Origin of the sequence: Streptomyces sp. P9-A2, from assembly GCF_036634175.1 — a bacterium.
Taxonomy (GTDB): domain Bacteria; phylum Actinomycetota; class Actinomycetes; order Streptomycetales; family Streptomycetaceae; genus Streptomyces; species Streptomyces pratens.
Window position 1 is genome coordinate 1,019,883 of the sequence record NZ_JAZIFX010000001.1, and the last position, 25,376, is coordinate 1,045,258.

Consider the following 25,376-nt stretch of genomic DNA (forward strand, 5'->3'; position numbering starts at 1 on the left):
CGTGCGCCTCCCCCGGGAGGGGAGAGCGTCTCCCTCCTGCGGGGGAGGCCCGTTGTCGGTGGGGGATGCCACGATGTCCCCCATGGTTCGCATGCTGCGTCCGTTCACCCGGGCGGTGACGTACACCCGGTGGCTGCATCTGTTCGTCGCCTGCGTGTGGCCGACCGTCTGGGCTCTCATCGACAGCTCGCGCATGTACGTGGCGGTGATGGTCCTCGCACTCGCCGGGCTGGTGCCCGCGATGCGGACGATCGAGGGGATGCAGGCCGATGTGCTGCTCCTCGGCCGACGTCCCGGCGTGGACCTCCCTCGCGATCGCAGGAGCGCAGGGAGCCCCGAAGACCCCGGCGTCGCGGGAAGCGCGCGCTACACGGAGATCGTCTCGACGCCGGCCGCGAGCTGGGGCGACCGTGGGCGGACCGTCCTGTGGCTCCAGTGCCGTCTGTTCCTCGGCAGTGCGGTCGCCATCCTGACCATTCACCTCCCCATGCTCGCCACTGACTTGGCGGCGACGGCCCGTGGCGGCACACCGGATCCCTCGACGTTCGTGCAGGTTCCCGGACAGCACTGGTGGCACGCGCTGCTGATTCCCCTGCCGATAGTCCTGCTCGCCGGGGTGGTCGTCGGGGCGGGCAGGCTCATCACCGTGCTCGCCCTGCGGCTGCTGGGCCCCTCCCCCGCCGAGCGCCTGGCCGCGCTGGAGAGCCGTACCGAACAGCTTCTGGAACGGACCCGCATCGCCCGCGAGTTGCACGACACCATCGGACATGCCCTGACCGTCGCCGTGGTGCAGGCCGGTGCCGCGCGGACGGCGCGCGATCCCGCGTTCACCGACCGGGCCCTGGAGGCCATCGAGGAGACCGGCCGGACCGCTCTGGAGGACCTGGACCGGGTCCTCGGCATCCTGCGCGAGCCGGAGAGACCCGTGAGCAGCCGGCCGACGCTCGTGGACGCCGACCGTCTGCTGGAGTCCGCCCGTGCCTCCGGGGTGAAGCTCGAGGCCGAGGTGTCCGGCCCCCTGGAGACCGTGCCGGGCCCGGTCTCACGCGAGGGGTACCGCATCCTCCAGGAGTCCCTGACCAACGCGTTGCGGCATGCGGGGCCGGTTCCTGTGCAGGCGAGGGTGTGCGTCGCCGACGGCACACTGCTGCTGGAGATCCGCAATCCGCTGGCCGAGGCGGTACCGGGCCCCGGCCGCGGCAGCGGGCTGCGCGGCATACGCGAGCGCGCCGCGCTGCTGGGTGGCCGGGCGCGGACCGGCCCGGACGAGGGCGATTGGCGGGTCCGGGTCGAGCTGCCGCTGGGTTGAACAGGGGCGCGTTGATCTAGGCTGACCGGATGCCGATCACCGTTCTCCTCGTCGACGACGAACCCCTCGTACGTGCGGGCCTGCGGGCCGTGTTGGAGGCGCAGCCGGACATCGAGGTGGTCGGGGAAGCGGCCGATGGGGCGGCGGTGATTCCGCTGGTGCGGCGGCTGCGGCCGGATGTGGTCGCCATGGACGTGCGCATGCCGCTCATGGACGGCATCGAGGCCACCCGCGCCGTGCTGCGGACGGTCGAGGACCCGCCGAAGATCATCGTGGTGACGACGTTCGAGCAGGACGAGTACGTGTACGAGGCGCTGCGCGTGGGTGCCGACGGGTTCTTGCTGAAGCGGGCGCGGCCCGCCGAAATCGTGCACGCGGTGCGGCTGGTCGCCGAGGGCGAGTCGCTGCTGTTCCCCGCGTCGGTACGGCAGTTGGCCGCGGAGTACGGCGAGAGCAGCGGCAACCGCGCGGCGCGGGCCGTGCTGGAGCGGGCGCGGCTGACCGAGCGGGAGGCGGAGGTGCTGCGGCTGATGGCGCGGGGCCTGTCGAACGCGGAGATCGCCGGCCGGCTGGTGGTGGGGGTGGAGACGGTGAAGTCGCATGTGAGCGCGGTGCTGGCGAAGTTCGGGGCGCGCGACCGTACGCAGGCGGTGATCACGGCGTACGAGTCGGGGTTCGTGGCGCCCGGGTGAGACGGTCCCGTCGGGGCCGGGCCACGTGACGGAACGCGGGGGCGGATCGCGTGAGCGGTCGGCCGGTCGGTCGGTCGGTCGGGGCGGGATACGGCGGGTTCCGGTCGTGGCCCGGGGTGGTCGTGCCCGGTGGTCGCCGGGGTCCGCCGTGCCGAGTACGATCCGCCCCACACGCGCACGAGCGGGGAGGACGGACCGTGAGTCGGCTGACCGGCGGGGATCCCTCGCTGTTGCGAAGGATCAACTCCGCGGTGGTACTGCACGCGCTGCGGGCCACGCACTGCTCCACGCTGACCGAGGTCACGAGGGTGACAGGGCTGTCCCGGCCCACCGTCGAAGGCGTCGTGGAGGGTCTGATCGAGGCGGGCCTCGTCGTGGAGAAGGCGGCAGAGGAGGGTGCGGCGCGGCGCCAGGGGCGGCCGGCCCGGAGGTTCCGCTTCCGGGCGGAGGCCGGGCATCTGCTGGGCCTGGAGATCGGGCCGCACCGGGTGGCGGCGCTGCTGGCCGACCTCGACGGCCGGGTGATCGGCGCCCAGGCCAAGGACATCGGGGAGACGGCCGACGCCGACGAGCGGCTGGAACGGCTGCGCGCCGCCGTCGCCGAGCTGCTGCGCCGGGCCGGGGTGCCGCGCGACTCGCTGCGCGCCGTGGGCGTGGGGACGCCCGGGATCGTCGAGGCGGACGGCACCGTACGGCTGGGCACGGCGCTGCCCGGGTGGACGGGACTGGGGCTGGGCGAGCGGCTGAGCCGGTCCTTCAAGTGTCCGGTGCTGGTCGAGAACGACGCCAACGCTGCGGTCGTGGCCGAGCATTGGAAGGGTGTCGCCACCGGGACCGACGACGTGGTGTTCGTGCTGGCCGGGCTGAGTCCCGGTGCCGGTTCACTGATCGGGGGCCGGCTGCACCGGGGATACGGCGGGGCGGCCGGTGAGATAGGCGCGCTGCATCTGCTGGGTCGCGAGGCGACCCCGGAGAAGCTGCTGTCCACCACGGACGAGCCGCTGCACCCGCTCGACGAGCAGGCGGTGGCCGAGGTCTTCGCCCGGGCCCGCGAGGGCGACGAACGGGCCCTCGCGGCCATGGACCGCTTCATTCAGCGGCTGGTCCACGACGTGGCGGCGCTGGTGCTGGCCCTCGACCCGGAACTCGTCGTGATCGGCGGCTGGGCGGCCGGACTGGACGGCGTACTGGAGCCGTTGCGGCGCGAACTGGCCCGCTACTGCCTGCGCCCGCCGAAGGTCGCGCTGTCCCGCCTCGGGGAGGCGGCGGTGGCGACGGGCGCGGTGCGATTCGCCCTGGAGCATGTGGAGGAGCAGCTCTTCGCGGTGGAGGGCACGGTGACGGCCCGCCGGTAGGCGGCGCACCGCTCGCGCGGCACCCCGCGTCTTCGCGTGCCCGGCCCCGGCGGCGGTCGGTGTGCCCCGCGGCCGGTCTGCTCGGCTCTCCCGCAGTGCGCACTCCGCCGGTCGCGCACGTCCCGCTCACAGCGGACGGCGCCCGGACGTGCCGGTGCTCAGGAGGCACGGCGCTCGAGACCCCGGCGCTCAGGAGGCGCGGCGCTCGAGACCGTGATGGATCTCCACGCCTCCGAAGTCGCCGAAGGTCAGCCGGCAGGTGTCCGCGCGGTAGGTGGCGACGGACAGCGCGGCGACACGGCCCCGGGCGATGAAGGAGGTGGTGACGACGAGGACGGGCGCGCCCGGCAGCCGGTCCAGCTCCTTGGCGTCGTCCGCGCGGGCCGAGCCGAGTTCCACCGCGTTCTCGTGCCGCTCCAGTTCCAGGTGCTGCAGCTCGCGCAGTACCGCACGCGCGCGGGCCGCCCCCGACGGGGCGTCGATGGCGGAGAGGTCGGGCACCGAGGAAGCGGGGATGTACAGCAACTCGGCGGCGACGGGCCGGCCCTGCGAGACCCGGGACCGTCGTACGGTGTGCACGGGTTCGTCCCGGCCGGTCACCAGGGTCTCGGCGACGGTCGCGGGCGGCGCTTCGAGCGTGCAGTCCACGGCCTGCCAGGCGTCGTCGGGTCCGCCGGGCCAGGCGCGCTGCGCCGTGCCCACGGACACGCCCATGCGCGGCGGGGCCACCGTGGTGCCGACGCCCCGGCGGCGCTGCAGCCTGCCTTCCAGCTCCAGCTGATCCAGTGCCTGGCGGAGCGTGGCACGGGCGACGCCGAAGCGGGCGGCCAGATCACGCTCGTTGGGCAGGATCTCGCCCACCGAGAACTCCGAGTCCAGGGCCTCGCTGAGCACGGTCCTGAGATGCCAGTACTTCGGTTCCGGCACCGTTTCCAACTGCGTGGTCCCCACACTGTCCTCCGCGATCGCCGGGTCCGGTGGCGTTTCAGCGCCCTTGTTTATTAAAGGTTGTTTCACTTCTCTGCGACAATATGGCGGCCTTCACCCTTGGTCAATACCAATCGGACATGACGGCGGGGCCCGCGCCGGACGACACGGGCCCCGTGTGCGGGTGGCCGGCCCCTACCGGGCAGCCCCCAGTGAGCGCAGCTTGTCGGGGTTGCGGATGATGTAGACCGCCTGGACCCGCCCGTCGACGACGTCCAGTTGGAAGACGGTGTCGGGCCTGCCGCCGGTGAGGACCAGTGCCGCAGGGCCGCCGTTGAGCTCCAGGAGACGGACCGAGAAGTCGGGGAACCCCTTACGGGTGATACCGACAAGGAAGCGGCCCACCTTGTCGGCGCTCTCCAGGACACGCAGCGGGGCGCGCGACTTGCCGCCGCTGTCGCCGATGAGCCGTACGTCGGGGGCGAGCAGCTTCATGAGCCCTTCCAGATCACCGCCGGCCGCCGCCGCCAGGAACCGCTCGGTCAGCTCTCGGCGCTGTGCGGGGTCGACGTCATAGCGCGGACGGCGCTCCTCGACGTGCTTGCGGGCCCGCGCGGCGAGCTGGCGCACCGCCGGTTCGCCGCGGTCGAGCAGGGCGGCGATGCCGGAGTAGGGGTAACCGAACGCCTCCCGCAGGACGAACACCGCGCGCTCCAGCGGAGACAGCGACTCCATGACGACCAGGACGGCGAGCGAGACCGAGTCGGTGAGCATCACCTGCTCGGCGGTGTCCGGGGTGGTGTCGCCGAAGTCGGTGAGGTAGGGCTCGGGCAACCACGGGCCGACGTACGTCTCGCCCCGCGCCTTGATCTGACGCAGCCGGTCGATGGCGAGACGCGTGGTGACGCGCACCAGGTAGGCACGCGGCTCGCGGACCTCGGACCTGTTGCCGCCCGCCCAGCGCAGCCACGCCTCCTGGACCACGTCCTCGGCGTCGGCCACCCGACCGAGCATGCGGTAGGCCACCCCCAGGAGGACGGGGCGGTGCTCCTCGAAGGCGTCGGTCACGGTGTCGGTGCTCACCCCTTCATCCCAGCCGACCCGTGCGGCCGTGTCCAGGCGGATTCGGCGCGTCGCGGAACAAGGACGCCGGAGCCGGAGTCCAAGAACCGGGACCCGAGTGCCGAGCCCCGGAAGCCGAGCCCCCGAAGCCGAGCCCCCGAGGCCGAGCCCCGGAGGCAGGATCCGAGCCGGGAGCCCGGGCCAGGACCCGGCGCTCCGGGGCTACCCGCCGGTAGCGATTGCTGACAAGCTGTCTACGGCGTCGGGCGACGTCGACACCGGTGTCCCACCGGGCGTCCCGGCCGCCCCGTGCCCCGGCACCACGAACCCGGACACCCCGAGTCCCAGACGAGGAGCACCTCATGTCCGCGACCGTCTCCTTCGAGGTCACTTCCCCGCACGGCCCGCAGACCGTGACCCTGTCCTACACACGCGCGGGCCGCGGTGAACCGCTGCTTCTACTGCACGGCATCGGTCATCACCGTCAGGCCTGGGACCCGGTCGTGGACATCCTCGCCGCCGAACGCGAGGTGATCGCCGTGGACCTGCCCGGTTTCGGTGCCTCCCCGGCGCTTCCGGGCGGCCTCGTCCACGACCTGCCCACCATGAACGCCGCCCTCGCCGCCCTGTGCGGGAAACTGGAGCTCGACCGGCCCCACGTCGCGGGCAACTCGCTCGGTGGTCTGCTGGCCCTGGAGCTCGGCCGCGAGAACCTCGTACGGTCCGTCACCGCACTGTCCCCGGCCGGGTTCTGGACCCCGGCGGAGCGACGGTACGCCTTCGGCGTGCTGACCGGAATGCGACGGATCGCGGAGCGCATGCCGCTGCCCCTGGTCGAGCGGCTCGCCCGTTCGGCGGTCGGACGCGCGGTACTGACCAGCACCATCTACGCCCGGCCGGGCCGCCGTTCACCCGAGGCGGTGGTCGCCGAGACGCTCGCGCTCGCCGGTGCCGCCGGCTTCGCCGAGACACTGAGGGCGGGCGCCGCCGTGCGGTTCACCGACGACGTGCCCGGCATCCCGGTCACCGTCGCCTGGGGCGCCCGCGACCGGCTGCTCATCCCCCGTCAGGGGGTCCGCGCCAAACGGACGATCCCCGGGGCGCGGCTGATCCGGCTGCCCGGCTGCGGCCACGTCCCGATGAACGACGACCCCGCCCTGGTCGCCCGCGTTCTCCTCGACGGCAGCCGCTGAACGGGACCGCCCGGATCGGCGCGACGCGACCGGACACGGCACGACGGGACGTGACGTGACGTGAGGCGGAGGGAGTCTGAGGATTACGCCAGGAGGCGGTGAGCGGCACCGGCGGCGCGTCGTTCCCCTTGGGGGAGTGGCGAGTTGTTCACTCGGGGTTTGTGTGCGAGCCGTGCCGCCCGAGTACTTGTGGCAGCGCACACCGGCAGGATCTCCCACCCTCTGGAGGCGCATTCATGTCACCCCGTTCGTTCCCCGGCCGCCGCTCCGTCCTGCGCGGCTCGCTCGCGGCCTCGGCGGCCCTGGCCCTGCCCGCCGCCGGACCGACGCCCGCCTTCGCCCGGTCCGGGCGTCCGGAAGCGAAGTGGGGTGTGCAGACGGGCGACGTGACGCACGACTCCGGGCTGGTGTGGGTGCGCTCCGACCGCCCGGCCCGGATGATCGTCGAGACGTCGGCGACCGAGTCGTTCCACCGCCCGCAGCGCCGGCACGGCCCGCTGCTCGGCCCCGGCACGGACTTCACGGGAACCACTCGGCTGCACGGACTGCCGGCGGGCGAGCAGATCCACTACCGGGTGCGGCTCGCCGACCCGGACGATCCGCGCCGCTCGGGCGAGCCGGTCACCGGCACGTTCCGGACGGTGCCCGCGCGGCGGCGCGAGGGCGTGCGGTTCGTGTGGTCGGGCGACCTGGCGGGGCAGGGCTGGGGCATCAACCCCGACTTCGGCGGCTACCGGATCTTCGAGGCGATGGCCCGGACCGACCCCGACTTCTTCCTGTTCAGCGGCGACACCGTCTACGCCGACGGCCCGATCCCGGCGACCGCCGCGCTGCCGGACGGCAGCATCTGGCGGAACATCACCACGCAGGAGAAGTCCAAGGTCGCCGAGACCCTGGCCGAGTTCCGCGGCAACTTCCGGTACAACCTGCTCGACGAGCACTTCCGCCGGTTCAACGCCCAGGTGCCGTCGATCGTGCAGTGGGACGACCACGAGGTGCGCAACAACTGGTACCCGGGCCAGCGGATCGCGGACACGGACAGCCGGTACACGGAGAAGAGCGTCGATGTACTGGCGGCACGGGCGCGGCGTGCGTTCAGCGAGTACTTCCCGATGTCCACGCTGCGGCCGGGCGATCGCGAGGGCCGGGTCCACCGGGTGCTGCGGCAGGGGCCGTTGCTGGACGTGTTCGTACTGGACATGCGGACGTACCGCAACGCCAACTCCCCCGGTGACCAGGCCGTGGACCCGCAGGGAATCCTCGGGCGCGAGCAGTTGGAGTGGCTCAAGCGGGAACTGGCACGGTCCCGGGCGGTGTGGAAGGTGATCGCCGCGGACATGCCGCTCGGCCTGATCGTGTCCGACACCGGCGAGGGCGCCCAGCACGTCGAGGCGGTGGCCCAGGGCGACCCGGGCGCACCGCTGGGGCGCGAGCTGCAGATCGCCGAGCTGCTGCGGTTCATCAAGCACCGGCGGATCACCGGCACGGTGTGGCTGACGGCCGACGTACACCACACCTCGGCCCAGCACTACCAGCCCGCGCGGGCCGCGTTCGGCGATTTCGAGCCGTTCTGGGAGTTCGTCTCCGGGCCGTTGAACGCGGGTGCCTTCCCTGCGAGCGCGCTCGACGGCACCTTCGGCCCTGAGCGGGTGTTCGTGAAGGCGCCGACCGCGGCGAACGTCTCGCCCGCCGGCGGTCACCAGTTCTTCGGCGAGGTCGACATCGACGGCGACAGCGGAGAGCTGACCGTACGGTTGCGGGAGCAGGACGGCACCGTGCTGTACGCGAAGCGGTTGCAGCCGGGCCTGGTCGGTCAGTGACCGGTCGATGGACAACCCGCCGACCGGCGAAGCGACAAAAGGATCATACGCGCCATAGGAACTCTTTACTCGTCAGCCATGGCACGTTAGTGATCACGAAACACACTTCCTTCACAGTGGCTGCATGAGCCGAGACATGCCGGACGAGAAGCACGACCGCCGGGGCCGTTCCCCGCAGGGGCGGTCGGGGGGCGAACGGACCGCACGGTTCACGGCGGCGTTGCACAGTTGGTGGGCACGCCGCCACGGTCACGCGCCCCCCGCATCCGATACCGACGGCGGCCGGGCCCCGGCCGCCGGGTCGCGGGACGGGGTGCCGGCCGCGTCGTCCGCCGACGGGGCCGGGCGCAGCGCCCCGCTGGAGAGCGCCCTGTGGCGGATGCGGACGACGGTGCGGGACGAACCGGGCGCGCTGGCCGCGCTGTGCACGGCGCTGGCCGGGGAGAGCGTCGACATCCTGAGCCTGCAGACGCACCCGCTGGGCACGGCCACGGTCGACGAGTTCCTGCTGCGGGTCCCCGCCCGCCTGACCGGCACCGGCCTCATGGCGGCGGTGTCGGGAGCCGGGGGCACCGACACCTGGATCGAGCGGGCCGACGCCCACGACCTGGTGGACGCGCCGACCCGGATGCTGGGCCTCGCCGCGCGTGCGGCCCTGGACCCCGCGGAACTCCCTTTGGCGATACGGAAGTTGCTGGGGCGGTGCACGATCCGTTCGCTGCCCGCCGCGCCGGGTACCGGCCGGCGGGCGCCGGAGGATGTGCCGGTCGAGGGGGCCCTGGAGGACACCGTGATGCGGCTGCGCGCCCCCGAGGGCGGTGTGATCACCGTGGAGCGGCCGTATCTGCCGTTCACACCCACCGAGTTCGCCCGAGTCAGGGCCCTGGTGGAGCTGGACGCCCGGCTCGGCCCCCGGGTCCCCCGCGGCCAGGACGTCCTCACGCTGCCCGAGGGCAGCGACATCACCGTGAGCCGGGCCTGCACCGGCGACCTGGAGGCGGCACGGGCGATGCACGAGCGGTGCTCGCCCGAGACCCTGCGCCTGCGCTACCACGGGCCGGTCGGCGATGTGGACCGCTACCTGAACCACCTGCTCAGCCCGCGCTTCGGCCGCACGCTCGCCGTGCGGACGGCCTCGGGGCGCATCGTCGGCCTCGGCCACCTGCTGTGGGACGGCGACGAGACCGAGGTGGCTCTGCTCATCGAGGACGCCTGGCAGCGCCGGGGCATCGGCGGTGAGCTTCTCGCCCGGCTGGCGGCGATGGCCGGCGAGGCGGGCTGCGCCCATGTCTACGCCGTGACACAGGCGTCGAACACCGGCATGGTCGCCGCGATGCGCGGCCTGGAACTCCCCCTCGACTACCAGATCGAGGAGGGCACCCTGGTCATCACCGCCCGCCTGGACCGGGAACCGGCCCGCCGCACACCGGAGGAGCGCGGCGAGCAGGAGCACAGCGGCTCCCGCGTCGGTCGCCGACCGTAGGCCGTCGCACCACGGAACACGTAGAGGGGCCACGCAGAGGGGACGGACGCGCGGTCCGGACACGCACTTCGAGCGGACCGAACGCGCAGACGGCCCGGCGGATTCCGCCGGGCCGCTCCGCCGGCGTTCTGTGGCCGCTCCGCGTGCGCGCGTCTCGGCCCGGCCGCCCCGTCCGGTCAGCCCAGCGCTCCGTCCAGGTCGGCCCACAGGTCGTCGACGTCCTCCAGGCCGACGGAGAGTCGCAGCAGCCGGTCGCCGACTCCCGCGGCCCTGCGGTCGCCGGCGTCGACGATGCGGTGGCTGATGGACGCCGGGTGCTGGATGAGGGAGTCCACGCTGCCGAGGCTCACCGCCGGGGTGATCAGCCGTACGCCGCCGATCACCTCGTGCGGGTCCCCGTGCACCTCGAAGGAGACCATCGCCCCGCCGATGCGCGGGTAGTGCACCCGGGCCACACGTTCATCGGCAGTCAGTCTGCGGGCGAGTTCGGCGGCGCTCGCCGAGGCTGCCCGGACCCGGACCGGCAGCGTCGACAGTCCTCGCAGCAGCAGGTAGCCGGCCAGCGGATGCAATACGCCACCGGTGGCGAACCGTATCTGCCGCAGCCGCCCGGCGAACTCCTCGTCGCAGGCCACCACGCCGGCCAGGACGTCCCCGTGCCCGCCGAGGTACTTGGTGGCGCTGTGCAGCACCAGTCGCGCCCCGTGCTCGGCCGGGCGCTGGAGGACGGGTGTGGCGAAGGTGTTGTCGACGAGCAGCGGCACGGAGCCGCAGTCCCGGGCGAGTGCCCGCAGATCGACCTCGGTCAGGGTCGGGTTGGCCGGTGACTCCACCAGCACCAGCCCGGTGTCGGGACGCAGTGCGTCGGCGACCCCCGCCGGGTCGGTCCACGTCACCTCGGAGCCGAGCAGCCCGGCGGTCAGCAGGTGGTCGCTGCATCCGTACAGGGGGCGCACGGCGACGACATGGCGCAGGCCCATGGAGCCGCGCGCCAGCAGGACGGCGCTGAGCGCGGCCATGCCGCTGGCGAAGGCGACGGCGGACTCCGTGCCCTCCAGGCGGGCCAGGGCGGTCTCGAAACGGGCGACGGTCGGGTTGCCGAGCCGTCCGTAGACGGGCGGGCCGTCCGGCTGTACGCCGGTGGCGGCGAAGGCGTCGATCCGGGCGGCCTCACCGCGGCTGTCGTAGGCGGGGTAGGTGGTGGACAGGTCGATCGGTGGGGCGTGCAGGCCCTGCCGGGCCAGGTCGTCCCGGCCGGCGTGCACGGCCTCGGTGGCGAGTGCTCTCGTGGTGCTGCGCGTGCCCATGCGTGCGTCCATGACCGAAGGGTGAACACCGGCCGGGCCGTGAGGGCCGGTTCCCGTGTTACGTTCGGCCGGTGGCCGATTCTGTCGTACTGGATCCGGTGGATCTTCATCTGCTGCGGCTGTTGCAGAACGACGCCCGGACGACGTATCGGGACCTCGCCGCGCAGGTGGGGGTCGCGCCGTCGACCTGCCTGGACCGGGTGAGCCGGTTGCGGCGCTCCGGAGTGATCCTCGGCCATCGGCTGAAGCTGGACCCGGCCAAGCTGGGGCGAGGGCTCCAGGCGCTGCTGTCGGTTCAGGTCAGGCCGCACCGGCGGGAGCTGGTGGGGCCGTTCGTGGAGCGGATCCGGGCACTGCCGGAATCGCTGACCGTCTTCCATCTGACCGGACCGGACGACTATCTGATCCATGTCGCGGTCGCGGACATGGCGGATCTGCAACGGCTGGTGCTGGACGAGTTCACGTCGCGGCGGGAGGTGGCACGCGTGGAGACGCGGTTGATCTTCCAGCAGTGGGACTGCGGTCCGCTGCTGCCGTCTTCGCCCTCGGCTCAATCCGGGTGACGTCCGGCGGGCCTCGTACCAGGATGGTCGCCATGTCTGAGACCCACAGCCCGCTGCCCCGCGAGGTCGCCGACGCATACGTCGACGACCTCATCGCCCTCGACCCGGTCACCGGTACGTATCTCGGCGTGCGGGAGAGTTACCGCCGCCTGCCCGACCTCTCCCCCGCGGGCCAGGCCGCACTCGCGGAGCTTCAGCGGGCCACGCTCGCCCGGCTCGACGAGGCCGAGGCCCGGCCCGGCGCGGACAGCGGCATCGAGCGCCGCTGCGCCCGGCTGCTGCGCGAACGGCTCACCGCGGAGCTCGCCGTGCACGAGGCCGACGAAGGGCTGCGTTCGGTCGGCAACCTGGGCACCGTCGCCCACTCGGTGCGTGAGGTGTTCACCGTGACGCCGACGCAGACCGAGGAGGACTGGGCCGCGGTCGCCGAGCGGCTGCGCGCGGTACCGGCCGCGCTGGCGGGCTACCGGGAATCCCTCGCGCTCGGCCTGGAGCGCAAGCTGTACGCGGCGCCGCGGCCGACCACCACGTTCGTCGGACAGCTCACCGAGTGGGCGGACACCGGCGAGGGCCGGGGCTGGTTCGAGGACTTCGCCGCGCCGGGGCCGGACACGCTGCGCGCGGAGCTGGACGAGGCGGCACGTTCCGCGACCGCGGCCGTGGTGGAGCTGCGGGACTGGATGCGCGACGTGTACGCGCCGGCGATCGAGGGCGCCCCCGACACCGTGGGCCGGGAACGCTACGCCCGCTGGTCCCGCTACTACAACGGCACCGACCTCGACCTGGACGAGGCGTACGCCTACGGCTGGGCCGAGTACCACCGGCTCCTCGGCGAGATGAAGGAGGAGGCCGAGAAGGTCCTGCCGGGTGCCGGCACACCGTGGGTGGCACTGGCGCACCTCGACGAGCACGGCCGGCACATCGAGGGCGTCGACGAGGTCCGCGACTGGCTGCAGGGCCTGATGGACAAGGCGATCGACTCGCTCGACGGCACCCACTTCGAACTCGCCGAGCGGGTACGGAAGGTGGAGTCGCGGATCGCCCCGCCGGGCAGCGCGGCGGCGCCTTACTACACGCCCCCGTCGGAGGACTTCTCCCGGCCCGGCCGTACCTGGCTGCCGACCATGGGGCTGACCCGCTTCCCCGTCTACGACCTGGTGTCGACCTGGTACCACGAAGGTGTCCCCGGCCATCACCTCCAGTTGGCGCAGTGGGCGCACGTCGCCGAGGACCTGTCCCGCTACCAGGCCTCCGTCGGCATGGTCAGCGCCAACGCGGAGGGCTGGGCGCTGTACGCGGAGCGGCTGATGGACGAGCTCGGCTTCCTCGCGGACGCGGAGGAGCGGCTCGGCTACCTGGACGCGCAGATGATGCGGGCCGCCCGGGTCGTCGTGGACATCGGCATGCACCTGGAACTCGAGATTCCGGCGGACTCTCCGTTCCACCCGGGCGAGCGCTGGACGCCGGAGCTGGCCGAGGAGTTCTTCGGGGCACACAGCAGCCGTCCCGCGGACTTCGTGGAGAGCGAGCTGACCCGCTATCTGACGATCCCCGGCCAGGCCATCGGCTACAAGCTCGGCGAGCGGGCCTGGCTGCTGGGCCGGGAGAACGCCCGCAAGCGGCACGGCGACGCCTTCGACCCCAAGGCGTGGCACATGGCGGCCCTGTCCCAGGGTTCGCTGGGCCTGGACGACCTGGTGGACGAACTGTCGGCGCTGTGAGCCGGGCCGCCGTCGGCGGCCGGCCCCGGGACGGCTCCACCGGCGTCAGCGCCGGAAGCCTCCCTCGGAGTCGATGACCTGCCCCGTGATCCTTCCCCAAGCTCTCAACTCCGTTCGAGCAGGGGAGACCCCAATCGCCTCGTCCGTGGCCAGCCACGCGATGAGGCGGGCGGGGTCGTCGGGCACCCCCCACCGCCCGCCGGGGAAGCGTGCGGCGACGGCCTCGTAGGCGTCGCCGGTGAGGTAGCCGGTGTCCACCGGGCCGGGGTTGACGGTGTTCACCGTGACGGCGTGCTCGGCCAGCGTGGTGGCCAGGGAGCGGGTGATCGAGGCGAGCGCGCCCTTCTGGAGGGCGTAGGCGATCTCGCCCGGCATTCCGCCCGCGATGTCCTGCCCGGACGTCATCGTCATCACGCGCCCGCCCGGGGTGCGCGGGGGCAGAGCGGCCCGGTGCCGGGCATGGGCTTGGACGAGCAGGATCACCGAGCGGGTGTCGACGGCCCAGTGGGCGTCGAGCATCGCGGTGTCGATCGCGTCGAGGGTGCCGTCGGAGCCGTTGAGGGCGTGGTTGGCGACGAGGATGTCGAGCCGCCCGCCGAGTGCGGCGGTGGCCCGGTCGTGGAGTTCGGCGGGCACGGCCGGGTCGGAGAGGTCGCCCGGACCCGACACCACCCGGGCCGAGGGGTCTCCGAGGGTTTCCCGTACGGAGGCGGCCACGTCCTCGGGCCGGTCGGCACCCCAGGGCATCGCGGCGTCGTGCGGCACGTGGTGGTGCAGGTAGACGCCCGCTCCGTGGGCGGCGAGGCGTCGGGCGACCGCGTGTCCGATGCCGCCGCGTCGGCTGGCGCCGGTGACCAGTGCGGTCCGGCCACGCAGGGGCAGGGGGTCACGACGGAACGCTTCGGGTGCGGAGTGCGGAAGCCGGGGCATGGTCACCCATGGTGGGCGACCGGGGGACGCAGCGCACACGAATAACGCCGACGGTCCCGCGCGTGTCGGTGGTCTCAGCCCAGGTGACGCAGCTGGACGAGGTCGAGCCAGGTCTCCGGGCCCGGCCGGACCCGGGCCGCGCGGACCGCGTAGCGGCCCGGGGTCAGCGTGAGTCGTATGTGCTCGGTGTCCGCGGAGTGCGGGCCGGGCCAGGCCGCGTCGAACAGCAGGACCGTGCCCGGGACCTGCCAGTGCACCTCCGGCTGCCACGGCGCGGTCCGCAGCGCCTCGGGAACGCTTGCCAGGAGTTCCGCCTCGGATTCGGCGGCGACCCACCGGACGAGGGTGGCGTACTCGGGGAGGAAGGCGGTCGCCGCGGGTTCGCCGCCCAGGGCCAGGGCCGTGGAGTCGCCCACCGGGAGGAGCCCGACGGGGCCGTCCACCTCGCAGGCCCGGTCGTAGTCGGAGGCCGTCTCCTCGCCGTCGGCGCCCGTCCAGAGCGGCAGCACCGTCTCCGGCACCGCGATGAGGGGGCCACCGCCCGATTCCACCCACTCCACCGTGCCCGGCTCCGCATATCGCACCATGCGCGAAACCTGACAAGGCCAACTCCTTTGACGTACCCACGGGTTCGGCTCAGGTGGCCCCGCGCTGCCGCAGCGTCGAACCGGACCGGCCCTTCACGACGGCGAGCTGGGCGTGGATCCGTCGGCGCAGATCGGCGACATGGCTGACGATGCCCACGCTGCGGTCGCGTTCGCGCAGGGAGTCCAGGACGTCCAGTACCTCGTCGAGGGTCTGGTCGTCGAGGCTGCCGAAGCCCTCGTCGATGAAGAGGGTGTCCAGCCGGACCCCGCCGGCCTCGTCGGTGACGACGTCGGCGAGACCCAGGGCGAGGGCGAGCGAGGCGAAGAAGGTCTCGCCGCCCGAGAGGGTCGCGGTGTCCCGCTCCCGGCCGGTCCACGCGTCCACGACGTGCAGCCCGAGGCCGCTGCGGCCGCGCCCGGTGCGGTCGTCGGAGTGCACCAGGGTGTAGCGGCCGGACGACATGCGGTGCAGTCGCGCGGTCGCCGCGGCGGCGACCTGTTCCAGACGGGCGGCCAGGACGTAGGACTCCAGGCGCATCCTGCGTTCGTTGGCGGCCGAGGTGCCGGCGGTGAGGCCCGCCATGCGGGCCACCCGGTCGTACTCGTCGCGCAGTGGTGCCAGCCGGTGCACGGAGGCGGTGGCCCGCGTGGAGAGGCGGTCGAGTTCGGCGCAGCGGCGGGCGGCGGCGTCGCGCGCGGAGGCCGCTTCACGCACCCTGCGGTCCGCGTCCTCGGCGGTGCGCTGCGCGGCGGCGAGGCCGGCGGGTGGCTGCTGGGCGGCGGCCACGGTGTCGGACTCGGCGAGCACCGCGCGTACGGCTGCCTCCTCCTGCTGCCAGGCGTCCAGTCGGTGCTGCAGTGCGCGGCGGGTGGCCGCGTCGAGCAGTGCCTCGGCCGCCGCCCGCGGGGTGTCGAAGCCGGCCCTGAAGGCGGCGTCCGCGAGCCTGGCGTCGGCCTGCTTGAGCCGCTGCGCGGTGCCCTCGGCGAGCCGGACGGCGTCGGCGGCGTCGGCGAACCACGCGGTGTCGCGCTCCAGTTGGGCGGCGCGCGCGGTCACACTGTCCGCGGCGCCCCGCGCCTTGGACAACTCCTCCTCCAGCGAGGCCTGTTCCTGGTCGAGGCGCTCGCGGACACCCGCCCGCGCGGCGGTCCGGACCGCCGCCTCACGCTGTGCGGTCAGCCGCCGCTCGTGTTCGTGCTCCGCCTGCCGCAGCTGTTCCCGCGCGGAGTGCAGCACGGAGGCCGCATCCCGGGCCCGCGCGTACTGCTCCTCCAACTTCGCTACCTCGTGGACGAGTCGGCCGGTCGGCGTGTCCCCCGCCTCCGCTCCGGCGGCGGCCAGCGCCTCGCGGACGACGCCGAGGCGCCGTTCATGACCGGTACGGCGTTCCTCAGCGCTCTGGTGGGCGGCGAGGGCGCGCTCCTCCGCCTCGCGGTCGACGTGGCCGGCGTCCTTGCGGGCGGGTGCGGGGTGTTCGACGGCACCGCAGACCATGCAGGGTGTGCCGTCGGTGAGGTTAGCGGCGAGTTCGGCGGCGATGCCGGCCAGTCGCTGTTCCTTGAGGTCGAGCCAGTGCTGCTTGGCCGCGAGTGCCTGCTCCCGGGCCCGGCGGGCCTGCTCGGCGGCGCGGTCGGTGTCCCCGGCCAGTTGGTCCCGCAGCCGTGCGGCGTTCAGCCGCTTGTGCGCGGGGTCGCGCCGCACCGCGAGTTCACCGGCCGTGGTCGCGGCCTCCTGCGCGGACTCGATGCGGGCCTGGAGTCCGCTCCGGGTCTCCTCCCAGCCGGTGAGCCAGGTGTCCGACTCGTCCAGTACGTCGTCGTCGGCGCGCTCCTGGCGGTCCAGGCCGGCCCGTTCGTCAAGGAGTTCGGCGAGCCGGCGCTCGGCGCGGCGGGCCGACTCGAGGCCGCCCAGTTCCTCGGCGGCCCGGCGCGCGGCAGCCGTGAGCCCGGCCGCGCCCGCCTCCCTGTACGCCTCGGGGAGCACGGCACGCGTGCGCGCCTCGACGGCGGCCGCCTCCCGGTGTTCGGCGTCGGCGGACTCCCGCAGTTCCAGGGCGGGGGCCACCGCCTCGGCCCTGCGGGAGCGGTCCAGGAGCGTCTGCGCCTCCTGCCGGGCGCCGTCTCCCTCCGCCAGCCGCGCCGCGCGCTCCCGCGCCTCGGCGAACCGCCGTTGCAGCCGGTCCCGTTCGCGGGCCTCGTCCAGTGACCGGTCGGCGGCGGCCTGCGCGGATTCGGCGGCGACGAGACGGCAGCGGGCGACGGTGAGCTGTTCGCGGGCGGTGCTGCGGGCGACGGCGGCCGCGGTCAGCACACTCTCGGCCAGTCCCGGCTCGCCCGGCGCGAGGCCGTCGAGGGGCATGGCCTCGCCGGCGGCCTGCTGCATCCGGTGCGCGTCGGCGAGCAGCTCCGCGTCGCCGTCCCGTACCCGGGACTCGGTGGCGCGGCGGCGCTCCGCGAGGTGTTTCTCCACGTCGGCGAAGCGTCGGGTGTCGAAGAGCCGGCCGAGCAGCTTGCCGCGCGCCTCGGCGTCGGCGCGCAGGAACCGCGCGAAATCACCCTGGGGCAGGAGGACGACCTGGCAGAACTGCTCCCGGCTCATGCCCAGGAGCTGGGTGACCTCCTCGCCGACCTCCTGGTGGGAGCGGCTGAGATCCTTCCATGACCGGGCCGCCGGGTCGTACTCGCGCAGCCAGGTCTGCGCCTTGTCGAGGGTGGTGCCGGTGCCGCGCTTCTTCGGTCGCTGCCAGGGCGGTTGCCGGGTGACCTCGAGCCGGCGTCCGGCGACGGTGAGGTCGAGGGTGACCTCGGTGCGGACGGCGGGGGCGGCGTGGTCGCTGCGCAGCGTCATGCCCTGCCCGCTCTGCCGGGCGCCGGGGACGGATCCGTACAGGGCGTAGCAGACGGCGTCGAGTATCGAGGTCTTGCCGGCGCCGGTGGGGCCGTGCAGCAGGAAGAGGCCCGCGGCGGACAGTGCGTCGAAGTCGACGGTGAGCGAGCCGCCGAAGGGGCCGAAGGCGGTGAGGTCGAGCCGGTGCAGTCTCACCGCGCCACCTCCCGTACGGCCTCGTCGGCGCGGACCGCGTCGATGGCGTCCCGCAGGACGGCCCGCTCCCGTTCGTCGGGGCCGGCACCGCGCACATGGGCCACGAAGTCCTCCGCGATCTGCTGGTTGTCGCGGCCGGCGAGGCGGTGGGCGTAGGACACCGCGGGGTCGCCGGGCGCGCGTTCGGGTTCGAAGACGAGGCTGAGGGTGTGCGGGAAGCGTTCGGTGAGCCGGGCCATGGGGTCGGCCGGGCGGACCGGGTCGGTGAGGGTGGCCTCGACCCACGCCTCGCGGTGCGGCTCGAGCCCGGGGTCGGCGAGCAGCTCCTCCAGGGGGCCGCGGATCCGGGCGAGGGCGCGCGGCACCGGGCAGTCGATCCGCTCGGCGGTGACGTCGCCGTCGGCGGCCAGGTCAACGAGCCACATGCTCTTGCGGTGGTCCGCCTCGGAGAAGGAGTACGGGAGGGGGGAGCCGGAGTAGCGCACGCGCTCGGTGAGGGTCTGACAGCCGTGCAGATGCCCGAGCGCCACGTAGTCGATGCCGTCGAACACTGTGGCGGGTACGGCGGCGACCCCGCCGACGGTGATGTCCCGCTCGCTGTCGCTCGGTGCGCCGCCGGTGACGAAGGCGTGCGCGAGAACGACCGAGCGGGTACCGCGCGGGCGGGCGGCGAGGTCGGCGCGGACCCGGTCCATGGCGGCGGCGAGCACTGCCTCGTGGCCGGCCTTCTCCACCCCGAACTCGTCCTTGACCAGGGCCGGTTCCAGATAGGGCAGTCCGTAGAAGGCGACGTCCCCGTGGCTGTCGGACAGCATCACGGGGGTGCCGCTCGCCGAGGGGTCGGTCCGCAGATGGATGCCCGCGCGCCCGATGAGTCCGGCGCCGACGCCGAGACGGCGGGCCGAGTCGTGGTTGCCGGAGATCATCACCGTCGGCACGCCCAGGCCGGCGAGGCGGTGCAGGGCGTCGTCGAACAGCTCCACCGCGGCGAGTGGCGGCACGGCACGGTCGTACACGTCTCCCGACACGACCACCGCGTCGACGGCGTGCTCGCGCACGGTCGCCACGAGGTGGCCGATGAAATCGGCCTGGGCACCGAGCATGCCGACCCGGTGGAACGCCCGGCCCAGGTGCCAGTCGGAAGTGTGCAGCAGTCTCATGACCCCCGAGAGTAACGGCCGGGTCCGACAGCGCGGCTAAAAACTCCTGTATCACCCCGTCACAACCGAAGCCCCTTATGACCGTTATGCACCAGAAGCGAACGGTGTGACGTCGTGAGCCGATGGGGCGTGCGGTCGCGGTCACACGTCGCCGTATGTCTCGCCGCCCGGTTCGAAGCGGGCGGTACCGGCGGTCGCGTCCGCGAGCCAGGACCGGAAGCGGTCCACGTCGGTGTCCGGGAGGGCGATCTCGATCGTGACCTCTTCGCCGTAGCGCACGTCCCGCACCTCGCGCCCCGTCGAGCGCAGGTCGTTCTGGACCTTGCCGGCCCGCTGGTGGTCGACGGTCACCGTGGCCAGCCGGAACCGGCGCCGGGTGAGCGTGCCGACGCTGTCCAGCGCCTCGCCGACGGTCCCGCCGTACGCGCGGATGAGCCCGCCCGCGCCGAGTTTGATGCCGCCGTAGTAGCGGGTGACGACGGCGACGACGTAGCGCATGTCGCGGCGCAGCAGCATCTGCAGCATGGGGACGCCCGCGGTGCCCCCGGGTTCGCCGTCGTCGCTGGCCTTCTGGACGGAGGCGTCCGCGCCGATGACGTACGCCCAGCAGTTGTGGGTGGCGTCGGCGTGCTCCTTGCGGACGGCGGCGACGAACTCCCGCGCCTCCTGCTCGGTGGCCGCCGGGGCGAGCGCGCACCGGAAGCGGGAGCGGTTGATCTCGGTCTCGTGCACACCCGCGCGGGCGACGGTGCGGTACTCGTCCTGCATCCGGCCAGCCTATGCGCAGCCGTCCGGGCGGGCCGCCCCGGCCGGGAGGGTGCGGAAGGCGCCTACCGCGCGGGGCCCCGGGGCACGGTCATCGCGGTCAGCAGGGCGGTGCCGGGGGCGAGGTCCGGCCAGGCGGCGCCGCGCCAGGACAGCACGGCGACCGCCGAGGTCGGGAACTTCACGCGGACCCGGTCAAGGGTGCCGTCCGCGCCGTCGCCGGCCAGGGCCAGGACGAGGTCGGCCAGGCCCGGGTTGTGGCCGACCAGCAGCAGGGTGCCGACGTCGGCGGGCGCCTCGCGCACCACGGCCAGCAGTCCGGGGACCCCGGCGGCGTACAGCCGGGACTCGTACCGGACCGGCGGGGGCGTGTTCCACTCCGCCGCCGCCAGTTCCCAGGTCTGGTGGGCGCGTACGGCGGTGGAGCACAGGACGAGGTCGGGCGTGCCGACGGTGCCGGCGATCGCGCGTCCGGCGGCGGGCGCGTCGCGCTCGCCACGCGCGGCGAGCGGACGGTCCCGGTCGGGCACGCCCTCGGGCCAGGCCGACTTGGCGTGCCGCAGCACCACCAGCCGGCGCGAGGGAGCGGCCCCGCCCGGCCGGGTGAACCCAGGGCGTCCCACGGGCCCGGGTTCGCCGGGGAGCCCGGTCATGTCAGGGACCCCAGGTCCCGGGTGAGGTCGAGGCCGAGCAGCCGGTCGGCGTAGGCGTACGTCTCGAAACGGGCGCCGTCCGGCACCTCCGGATCCTGCTCCACCGCGCGGAGCACGCGGAGCATCCCGGCCGCGTCCAGGTCGTCCTCCCAGGCGGTGCGCAGGTCCACGCGCACCGTGTCGGGTACGGGCCGCGAGGGCCGGTGCGCCCAGGCGGCGACCGCGCCGCGCCAGCGCCCGAGGGTGTCCGCGGCCTCGTCCAGGGCGGCCGGGTCGAGCCTCAGCGGGCTGCTCCTGGGATGCGTGAGCAGGGCGAGCCGCAGGACGGCCGGCTCGGTGGGGCGGTTCGGGGCGACGGGGCCGGTGGCACCGGTGCCGTCCGGTGCGTCACCCAGCCCTTCCTGGTGGACGGGTGCGACGGCGACACGGACTCCGTCGGGTGTCGCGCCGCCCTCGCTCACCACGTGCAGGACCTGGGCCTCCCCCAGCCCTGCGCCGGCGGCATCCCGGCCGTTCTCGAAGGGCCGTACGCCGAGGGCGGCGCCCGCCGCGCGCAGTTCGGGCAGATCCCGTTCTCCGTCGAGCAGCGCCCACACCGGGGTGCCGCCGAGTTCCAGGGCGCGCACGAGCAGGTCGGCGACGAGCAGCACGCGCAGGTTCGTCGGATCGAACCCGCGCGTGTGGGCCTCGACGCGGGTGAGGCCCCGCCGGGCGGGGGTGGCGTCCACGAGTTCGCCGGTCCGGGCGTCGGTGATGCGCAGCACGAGGCGAGCGTAAGCGCACAAGCGGGCCCGCGCAGTCATCTCGCACGCTTTTCGGGAACACCGTGGCATTGGGCGTACCCGCGGCGCCGGGAATCACCCCGCGCTCCGGTTCGTTGCCCGCAGGACAGCTCCCTCACGACTACGACGCTCCAGGAGGCCCCGGTGTACGGCGACGAGGCAACGGTCCGCAAGATCCTCACCGGGCTCGACGACACCTGGGCCGTGGTGGGCCTGTCGTCGAACCGGCAGCGCGCGGCGTACGGCGTCGCCCAGGTACTGCAGCGTTTCGGCAAGCGAGTGGTGCCGGTGCATCCGAAGGCCGAGACGGTGCACGGCGAGCAGGGGTACGCCTCGCTCGCGGACATCCCCTTCGAGGTGGACGTCGTCGACGTGTTCGTGAACAGCGAACTGGCCGGAGCGGTCGCGGACGAGGCCGTCGCCAAGGGCGCGAAGGCGGTGTGGTTCCAGCTCGACGTCGTCGATGAGGCGGCCTACGAGCGGACCCGTGCGGCGGGCCTGGACATGGTGATGGATCGCTGCCCGGCGATCGAGATACCGCGCCTGGGTTAGGGTCAATGCCACTGACTTAACGGCGCGCGCGAGCCTTTGACCTGTGGCGATGTCCTCACTGGCGAGCTCTGGAAGGCTGCAAAGTCACCGGCATTGAGGTTAGGGCCGGCCGGGGGCCGTGTCGGTGACAGGCTTCAGGGCCGGGGTCCCGCGAGACCTGGGGCGCCCCACACCGGGAACCGGCGGGCCAGATCGGCCTCGATGCGCAGGTCGTCCTCGAGGAGCGCCCTGCTCTGAAGTTCCAACGCGTTGTCGCGCCGCTCCGTTCCATCGGGGAGCGGCGCGAAGGGGCAGAAGCTGCCGCGCTTGCGGAGAACCATCAGCCCTCCATGCCCGGCGCACCCCACACGGGGAACCAGCGCGACAGATCTTCCTCGATCCGAAGATCGTTCTTAAGCAGGGCAGCGACCTGTAGTTCAAGGGCGTTGTCTCGTTTCTCCTGACCGGGGCGTATACACACTGGATAAAAGGTGCCGCGCTTGTAGAGGTAAACCAGTGCCAGGGCCCGGTGGTCCGCTGTGGCCCGGAACCCGACCAGGGAGCAGAGGAGTTGCGGGCCGAAGCCCGCGTCCTGGAGGAGCGTGTTGACGGCATGCAGATCGTTGACCAGTGAGGCGGTGTCGTCGGCCGTGTGATGGACGAGGAGCCACGTGTACCCGTACGCGTCCTTGGTGTACTCGACGGGTGTGCCGCCCCGGCCGGTGTCGGCGTCGAGCAGTTCCCGTACCTCCTGCTGGAGCCGGTCGAACGCGCCGCCCTCCACGCTCGCGAAGCAGACCGATCCGGTCCCGGTCGGAGTGAACCCCGCCCCCGCCTGCACGGTGATCGCGGCCGAGGGCAGACTGAAGAGCTGGTCGAGGTCCGGGCGAACCGGCTTGCTGCGGCCGAGGATGGTGTCCAGGAGCCCCACGGCGCGGCACCTCCATGGATCGTCAGGCCCGGCCGAGCTGGGCCGAGATCCGGCCGAGCTGGTCGAGGCGCTGTTCGAGGGTGGGGTGGGAGGAGAGCAGCCGGCTCAGGCTCTCCCCGGAGGAGAAGGCCGGTGCGAACCAGAAGGCGTTGAACGGCTCTGCCCGGCGAAGATCCTTCGTCGGGATCCTCGCCATCTCGCCGGTCACCTTGGTGAGCGCGGACGCGAGTGCGGACGGACGGCCGGTGAGCAACGCCGCGGAACGGTCGGCGGACAGTTCGCGGTAGCGGGACAGCAGCCGGGTCAGCAGGAAGCTGATCACGTACACGACGGCACTGACCAGCGGAATCAGGAGTGCCACGACGGCGGTGGTGCTGTCGCGGCTGGTGCGGCCGAGCCCGGTGTAGAACGCGACGCGGGTCATGACACCGGCCAGCACACCCAGGAACGACGCGATGGTCATCACGGCGACGTCCCGATGGGCGACGTGCGACAGCTCATGGGCGAGGACGCCCTCCAGCTCCTCCGGTTCCAGGCGCCGGAGCAGACCCGTGGTGACGCATACAAGGGCCGTCCTCTCGTTGCGGCCGGTGGCGAAGGCGTTCGGCAGGTCACTGTCGGCGATCGCCACCCGCGGCTTGGGAATATCGGCGAGGGCACAGACGCGGTCCACGGTGCCGTGCAGCCCGGGAGCCTGCTCGGGGGTGACCTCGCGCGCCCCCATACTGAAGGCCGCGATCCGGTCACTGAACCAGAACTGCGCGATGAACAGGACGCCCGCGATCAGCAGGATGACGGGCCACGCGTTCTTCAGGAGGGCCAGCAGAACGCCGACGAAGACCACATAGAGCAGCCCGATCAAGAACATCGTCGTCACCATGCGGGTGGTGAGTCCTCGGTCCGGGGCGTACCGCGACTGCGACCGGGTCTTGGGCATCCGGATCACCTCCAGCGGACATGCACTGCCTCACTGCACATCCCTCTCCTGCAAGTGTGCTCCTTCCGAGCACGACTGGGACGGGCCCGGCCCAGGTCCGGCCGCCGGACGACCGCCGAACGACCGCCTGCCGGGCGACGACACGTACCGGCAGCGATGAGACGACAGGTACCGGGAGCGATGAGCGGCCCCCGAGGCGCTCATCGCTCCCGGGAGGCCAAGTGCCGCAGCCGACTGCTGCCGGTCCGAGGCATGCGTTGTGCCGGTCCCGCGGGGCGTGCCGGCCCTGCCGAGGAGGCCGTGTGGCGCTGCGGTGCCAGAAGGGCCGCCGTGCCGCCATACTGACCGGATGAAGCCGCCCTCTCCGCACTCCGACTCCGTTGCTCCGCAACGGTTTCCGGTCGTCGTCGTGGGTGCGGGTCCCGCCGGGCTCACGGTCGGCAGCATCCTGCGGGCGGCCGGTGTGGAGTGCCTGGTCCTGGAGACCGGGTCGCGGGAGTTCATCGAGAGGCGGCCCCGGGCCGGAGTGATCGAGGAATGGGCGGTGCGCGGCCTGGAGCGGCGCGGCCTGGCCCGGAATCTGCTGGACCGGGCCGAGTTGCACACCGCGTGCGAGTTCCGCTTCGCCGGGGAGCGGCACCGTTTCCCCTACCATGAACTGACGGGCAGTCATCATTGGGTCTACCCACAGCCGTTGCTGGTCACGGATCTGGTGCACGAGTACGCGGACGTACGGGGCGGGCAGATCCGGTTCGGGGTGCGGGACGTGCGCCTGCACGACGTGGACGGCGAGCGGCCGTCGGTGTCGTACACCTGCCCGGAGACCGGCGGGCGGCAGGTCGTGGAGTGCTCCTTCGTGGCCGGCTGCGACGGGGCCCGCGGGGTGACGCGATCCGCGCTGCCGCCGGAGCGGGCACGCGTGGCACGGCACGACTACGGCATCGGCTGGCTGGCGCTGCTCGCCGAGGCTCCGCCGGCCGGCGACAGCGTGTTGTTCGGCTGCCACCCGGACGGTTTCGCCGGTCAGATGCCGCGCAGCCCCGAGGTGACCCGCTACTACCTCCAGTGCTTACCCGGCGAAGACCCCGCCGACTGGCCGCACGAGCGCGTCTGGACGGAACTCCGGCAACGGCTCGGCGCGGCGGGGGCGCCCCCGCCGGTCGAGGGTCCGCTGATCGAGAAGCGTGTGCTGGACATGCACGACTACGTCACCGAGCCGATGGCGTTCGGGCGCCTCTTCCTGGCCGGGGACGCGGCACACCTGGTCGCGCCGATCGCCGCCAAGGGCATGAACCTCGCCCTGTACGACGCCTTCCTGCTCGGCGACGCGCTGACCGCGCATCTCACCAGCGGCAACGACAGCGGGCTGGCCTGCTACTCGCAGACCTGCCTGCGGCGTGTGTGGGACTACCAGGAGTTCTCGCAGTGGCTCTCCGAGCTCTACCACGGCACCGCGGCGGGCGAACCCTTCCGCGCGGGCACCACGCTCGCCCGGCTGCGGCGTCTGTTCACGTCCCGCGCCGCGGCTGTCGCCTTCGCCGAGCAGTACCTGGGCACGGCCGAGGAGTACTGAGAGGAGTACTGAGACGTGCGGACGCGGCACCGACCGGGTCACGGCACATTCG

23 protein-coding genes are annotated in these 25,376 nt (G+C 73.1%); 10 read left to right on the top strand and 13 right to left on the bottom strand.

Translation table 11 applies throughout. The features are described 5' to 3' along the window. The first annotated feature begins 82 nt into the window (after positions 1 to 82). The 3 genes from V4Y04_RS04565 (at position 83) to V4Y04_RS04575 (ending at position 3,356) form a co-directional block, all read left to right on the top strand. A complete protein-coding gene (locus V4Y04_RS04565; protein WP_332426014.1) occupies positions 83 to 1,309 on the top strand; it encodes a sensor histidine kinase in 1,227 nt (408 codons plus the stop codon). A 29-nt stretch (positions 1,310 to 1,338) separates the two neighbouring features. Next, entirely contained in the window at positions 1,339 to 2,001 is a 663-nt protein-coding gene (locus V4Y04_RS04570) for a response regulator transcription factor (RefSeq protein WP_332426015.1), read from the top strand. Positions 2,002 to 2,198: 197 nt separating this feature from the next. Beyond that, positions 2,199 to 3,356 carry an ROK family protein gene (locus tag V4Y04_RS04575; protein ID WP_332426016.1) on the top strand — a complete coding sequence of 386 codons (1,158 nt, stop codon included), beginning with the start codon at positions 2,199 to 2,201 and terminating at the stop codon, positions 3,354 to 3,356. Between the two features lie 189 nt (positions 3,357 to 3,545). Here V4Y04_RS04575 and V4Y04_RS04580 read toward each other — a convergent pair whose 3' ends face one another. Continuing rightward, on the bottom strand, positions 3,546 to 4,307 hold the full coding sequence (locus V4Y04_RS04580) for a GntR family transcriptional regulator (RefSeq protein ID WP_332426017.1): 762 nt from the start codon (positions 4,305 to 4,307) through the stop codon (positions 3,546 to 3,548). Positions 4,308 to 4,478: 171 nt separating this feature from the next. Then, positions 4,479 to 5,366 carry an RNA polymerase sigma-70 factor gene (locus V4Y04_RS04585; protein WP_332426018.1) on the bottom strand — a complete coding sequence of 296 codons (888 nt, stop codon included), beginning with the start codon at positions 5,364 to 5,366 and terminating at the stop codon, positions 4,479 to 4,481. A 341-nt stretch (positions 5,367 to 5,707) separates the two neighbouring features. Here V4Y04_RS04585 and V4Y04_RS04590 point away from each other — a divergent pair, with 341 nt between their 5' ends. The 3 genes from V4Y04_RS04590 (at position 5,708) to V4Y04_RS04600 (ending at position 9,841) form a co-directional block, all read left to right on the top strand. After that, positions 5,708 to 6,538, top strand: a complete 831-nt coding sequence (locus tag V4Y04_RS04590; RefSeq protein WP_332426019.1) for an alpha/beta fold hydrolase — start codon at positions 5,708 to 5,710, stop codon at positions 6,536 to 6,538. Between the two features lie 236 nt (positions 6,539 to 6,774). Then, complete coding sequence (locus tag V4Y04_RS04595) at positions 6,775 to 8,358, top strand: alkaline phosphatase D family protein (RefSeq protein ID WP_332426020.1); 1,584 nt, start codon at positions 6,775 to 6,777, stop codon at positions 8,356 to 8,358. Between the two features lie 124 nt (positions 8,359 to 8,482). After that, positions 8,483 to 9,841: a GNAT family N-acetyltransferase gene (locus V4Y04_RS04600; protein WP_332426021.1), complete on the top strand. Its 1,359-nt coding sequence runs from the start codon at positions 8,483 to 8,485 to the stop codon at positions 9,839 to 9,841. Positions 9,842 to 10,017: 176 nt separating this feature from the next. Here the strand turns inward: V4Y04_RS04600 and V4Y04_RS04605 are convergent, their stop codons facing one another. Beyond that, the gene (locus V4Y04_RS04605) at positions 10,018 to 11,160 is read right to left on the bottom strand and encodes a trans-sulfuration enzyme family protein (protein ID WP_332426022.1); all 1,143 of its coding nucleotides are present in this window, start codon (positions 11,158 to 11,160) and stop codon (positions 10,018 to 10,020) included. A 59-nt stretch (positions 11,161 to 11,219) separates the two neighbouring features. Here V4Y04_RS04605 and V4Y04_RS04610 point away from each other — a divergent pair, with 59 nt between their 5' ends. Both V4Y04_RS04610 and V4Y04_RS04615 read left to right on the top strand, forming a co-directional pair. After that, positions 11,220 to 11,711 carry an Lrp/AsnC family transcriptional regulator gene (locus tag V4Y04_RS04610; RefSeq protein ID WP_332426023.1) on the top strand — a complete coding sequence of 164 codons (492 nt, stop codon included), beginning with the start codon at positions 11,220 to 11,222 and terminating at the stop codon, positions 11,709 to 11,711. A 32-nt stretch (positions 11,712 to 11,743) separates the two neighbouring features. Then, positions 11,744 to 13,432: a DUF885 domain-containing protein gene (locus V4Y04_RS04615; protein ID WP_332426024.1), complete on the top strand. Its 1,689-nt coding sequence runs from the start codon at positions 11,744 to 11,746 to the stop codon at positions 13,430 to 13,432. Between the two features lie 45 nt (positions 13,433 to 13,477). Here V4Y04_RS04615 and V4Y04_RS04620 read toward each other — a convergent pair whose 3' ends face one another. From V4Y04_RS04620 to V4Y04_RS04650, 7 genes are all read right to left on the bottom strand, one after another. Further along, the gene (locus tag V4Y04_RS04620) at positions 13,478 to 14,362 is read right to left on the bottom strand and encodes an SDR family oxidoreductase (RefSeq protein ID WP_332426025.1); all 885 of its coding nucleotides are present in this window, start codon (positions 14,360 to 14,362) and stop codon (positions 13,478 to 13,480) included. 74 nt (positions 14,363 to 14,436) lie between these two features. Further along, on the bottom strand, positions 14,437 to 14,949 hold the full coding sequence (locus V4Y04_RS04625; protein ID WP_332426026.1) for an immunity 21 family protein: 513 nt from the start codon (positions 14,947 to 14,949) through the stop codon (positions 14,437 to 14,439). Positions 14,950 to 14,998: 49 nt separating this feature from the next. Further along, on the bottom strand, positions 14,999 to 17,992 hold the full coding sequence (locus tag V4Y04_RS04630) for an SMC family ATPase (protein ID WP_332426027.1): 2,994 nt from the start codon (positions 17,990 to 17,992) through the stop codon (positions 14,999 to 15,001). Beyond that, positions 17,989 to 19,152 carry an exonuclease SbcCD subunit D gene (locus V4Y04_RS04635; RefSeq protein WP_332426028.1) on the bottom strand — a complete coding sequence of 388 codons (1,164 nt, stop codon included), beginning with the start codon at positions 19,150 to 19,152 and terminating at the stop codon, positions 17,989 to 17,991. Before V4Y04_RS04635 ends, V4Y04_RS04630 begins: the two co-directional genes overlap by 4 nt. A gap of 141 nt (positions 19,153 to 19,293) precedes the next feature. After that, on the bottom strand, positions 19,294 to 19,920 hold the full coding sequence (locus tag V4Y04_RS04640; RefSeq protein ID WP_332426029.1) for a YigZ family protein: 627 nt from the start codon (positions 19,918 to 19,920) through the stop codon (positions 19,294 to 19,296). 62 nt (positions 19,921 to 19,982) lie between these two features. Next, entirely contained in the window at positions 19,983 to 20,540 is a 558-nt protein-coding gene (locus V4Y04_RS04645; RefSeq protein WP_332426030.1) for a SixA phosphatase family protein, read from the bottom strand. A gap of 26 nt (positions 20,541 to 20,566) precedes the next feature. Continuing rightward, complete coding sequence (locus V4Y04_RS04650; RefSeq protein WP_332426031.1) at positions 20,567 to 21,373, bottom strand: hypothetical protein; 807 nt, start codon at positions 21,371 to 21,373, stop codon at positions 20,567 to 20,569. 123 nt (positions 21,374 to 21,496) lie between these two features. Here V4Y04_RS04650 and V4Y04_RS04655 point away from each other — a divergent pair, with 123 nt between their 5' ends. Next, a complete protein-coding gene (locus V4Y04_RS04655) occupies positions 21,497 to 21,904 on the top strand; it encodes a CoA-binding protein (RefSeq protein WP_332426032.1) in 408 nt (135 codons plus the stop codon). A 134-nt stretch (positions 21,905 to 22,038) separates the two neighbouring features. Here the strand turns inward: V4Y04_RS04655 and pspAB (V4Y04_RS04660) are convergent, their stop codons facing one another. The 3 genes from pspAB (V4Y04_RS04660) to htpX are packed head-to-tail and all read right to left on the bottom strand — an operon-like array spanning position 22,039 to position 23,751. Next, entirely contained in the window at positions 22,039 to 22,224 is a 186-nt protein-coding gene (gene pspAB, locus V4Y04_RS04660) for a PspA-associated protein PspAB (RefSeq protein ID WP_443079950.1), read from the bottom strand. After that, on the bottom strand, positions 22,224 to 22,814 hold the full coding sequence (gene pspAB / locus V4Y04_RS04665) for a PspA-associated protein PspAB (protein WP_332426033.1): 591 nt from the start codon (positions 22,812 to 22,814) through the stop codon (positions 22,224 to 22,226). Before pspAB (V4Y04_RS04665) ends, pspAB (V4Y04_RS04660) begins: the two co-directional genes overlap by 1 nt. A 22-nt stretch (positions 22,815 to 22,836) precedes the next feature. Next, positions 22,837 to 23,751 carry a zinc metalloprotease HtpX gene (gene htpX / locus V4Y04_RS04670; RefSeq protein WP_332426034.1) on the bottom strand — a complete coding sequence of 305 codons (915 nt, stop codon included), beginning with the start codon at positions 23,749 to 23,751 and terminating at the stop codon, positions 22,837 to 22,839. A gap of 349 nt (positions 23,752 to 24,100) precedes the next feature. Between htpX and V4Y04_RS04675 the strand changes: the two genes are divergently transcribed. After that, complete coding sequence (locus V4Y04_RS04675) at positions 24,101 to 25,324, top strand: 4-hydroxybenzoate 3-monooxygenase (protein WP_332426035.1); 1,224 nt, start codon at positions 24,101 to 24,103, stop codon at positions 25,322 to 25,324. Positions 25,325 to 25,376: the final 52 nt, after the last annotated feature.

Excerpts from the sequence above, each read along its gene's own strand:
- V4Y04_RS04565 (WP_332426014.1), top strand. The coding sequence starts at position 83 with ATGGTTCGCATGCTGCGTCCGTTCACCCGGGCGGTGACGTACACCCGG.
- V4Y04_RS04590 (WP_332426019.1), top strand. The coding sequence starts at position 5,708 with ATGTCCGCGACCGTCTCCTTCGAGGTCACTTCCCCGCACGGCCCGCAG.
- htpX (WP_332426034.1), bottom strand. The coding sequence starts at position 23,751 with ATGCCCAAGACCCGGTCGCAGTCGCGGTACGCCCCGGACCGAGGACTC.
- V4Y04_RS04615 (WP_332426024.1), top strand. The coding sequence starts at position 11,744 with ATGTCTGAGACCCACAGCCCGCTGCCCCGCGAGGTCGCCGACGCATAC.
- V4Y04_RS04595 (WP_332426020.1), top strand. The coding sequence starts at position 6,775 with ATGTCACCCCGTTCGTTCCCCGGCCGCCGCTCCGTCCTGCGCGGCTCG.
- V4Y04_RS04620 (WP_332426025.1), bottom strand. The coding sequence starts at position 14,362 with ATGCCCCGGCTTCCGCACTCCGCACCCGAAGCGTTCCGTCGTGACCCC.
- V4Y04_RS04635 (WP_332426028.1), bottom strand. The coding sequence starts at position 19,152 with ATGAGACTGCTGCACACTTCCGACTGGCACCTGGGCCGGGCGTTCCAC.
- V4Y04_RS04675 (WP_332426035.1), top strand. The coding sequence starts at position 24,101 with ATGAAGCCGCCCTCTCCGCACTCCGACTCCGTTGCTCCGCAACGGTTT.
- V4Y04_RS04625 (WP_332426026.1), bottom strand. The coding sequence starts at position 14,949 with ATGGTGCGATATGCGGAGCCGGGCACGGTGGAGTGGGTGGAATCGGGC.
- V4Y04_RS04570 (WP_332426015.1), top strand. The coding sequence starts at position 1,339 with ATGCCGATCACCGTTCTCCTCGTCGACGACGAACCCCTCGTACGTGCG.
- V4Y04_RS04640 (WP_332426029.1), bottom strand. The coding sequence starts at position 19,920 with ATGCAGGACGAGTACCGCACCGTCGCCCGCGCGGGTGTGCACGAGACC.
- V4Y04_RS04600 (WP_332426021.1), top strand. The coding sequence starts at position 8,483 with ATGAGCCGAGACATGCCGGACGAGAAGCACGACCGCCGGGGCCGTTCC.
- V4Y04_RS04650 (WP_332426031.1), bottom strand. The coding sequence starts at position 21,373 with ATGACTGCGCGGGCCCGCTTGTGCGCTTACGCTCGCCTCGTGCTGCGC.
- V4Y04_RS04605 (WP_332426022.1), bottom strand. The coding sequence starts at position 11,160 with ATGGACGCACGCATGGGCACGCGCAGCACCACGAGAGCACTCGCCACC.
- pspAB (WP_443079950.1), bottom strand. The coding sequence starts at position 22,224 with ATGGTTCTCCGCAAGCGCGGCAGCTTCTGCCCCTTCGCGCCGCTCCCC.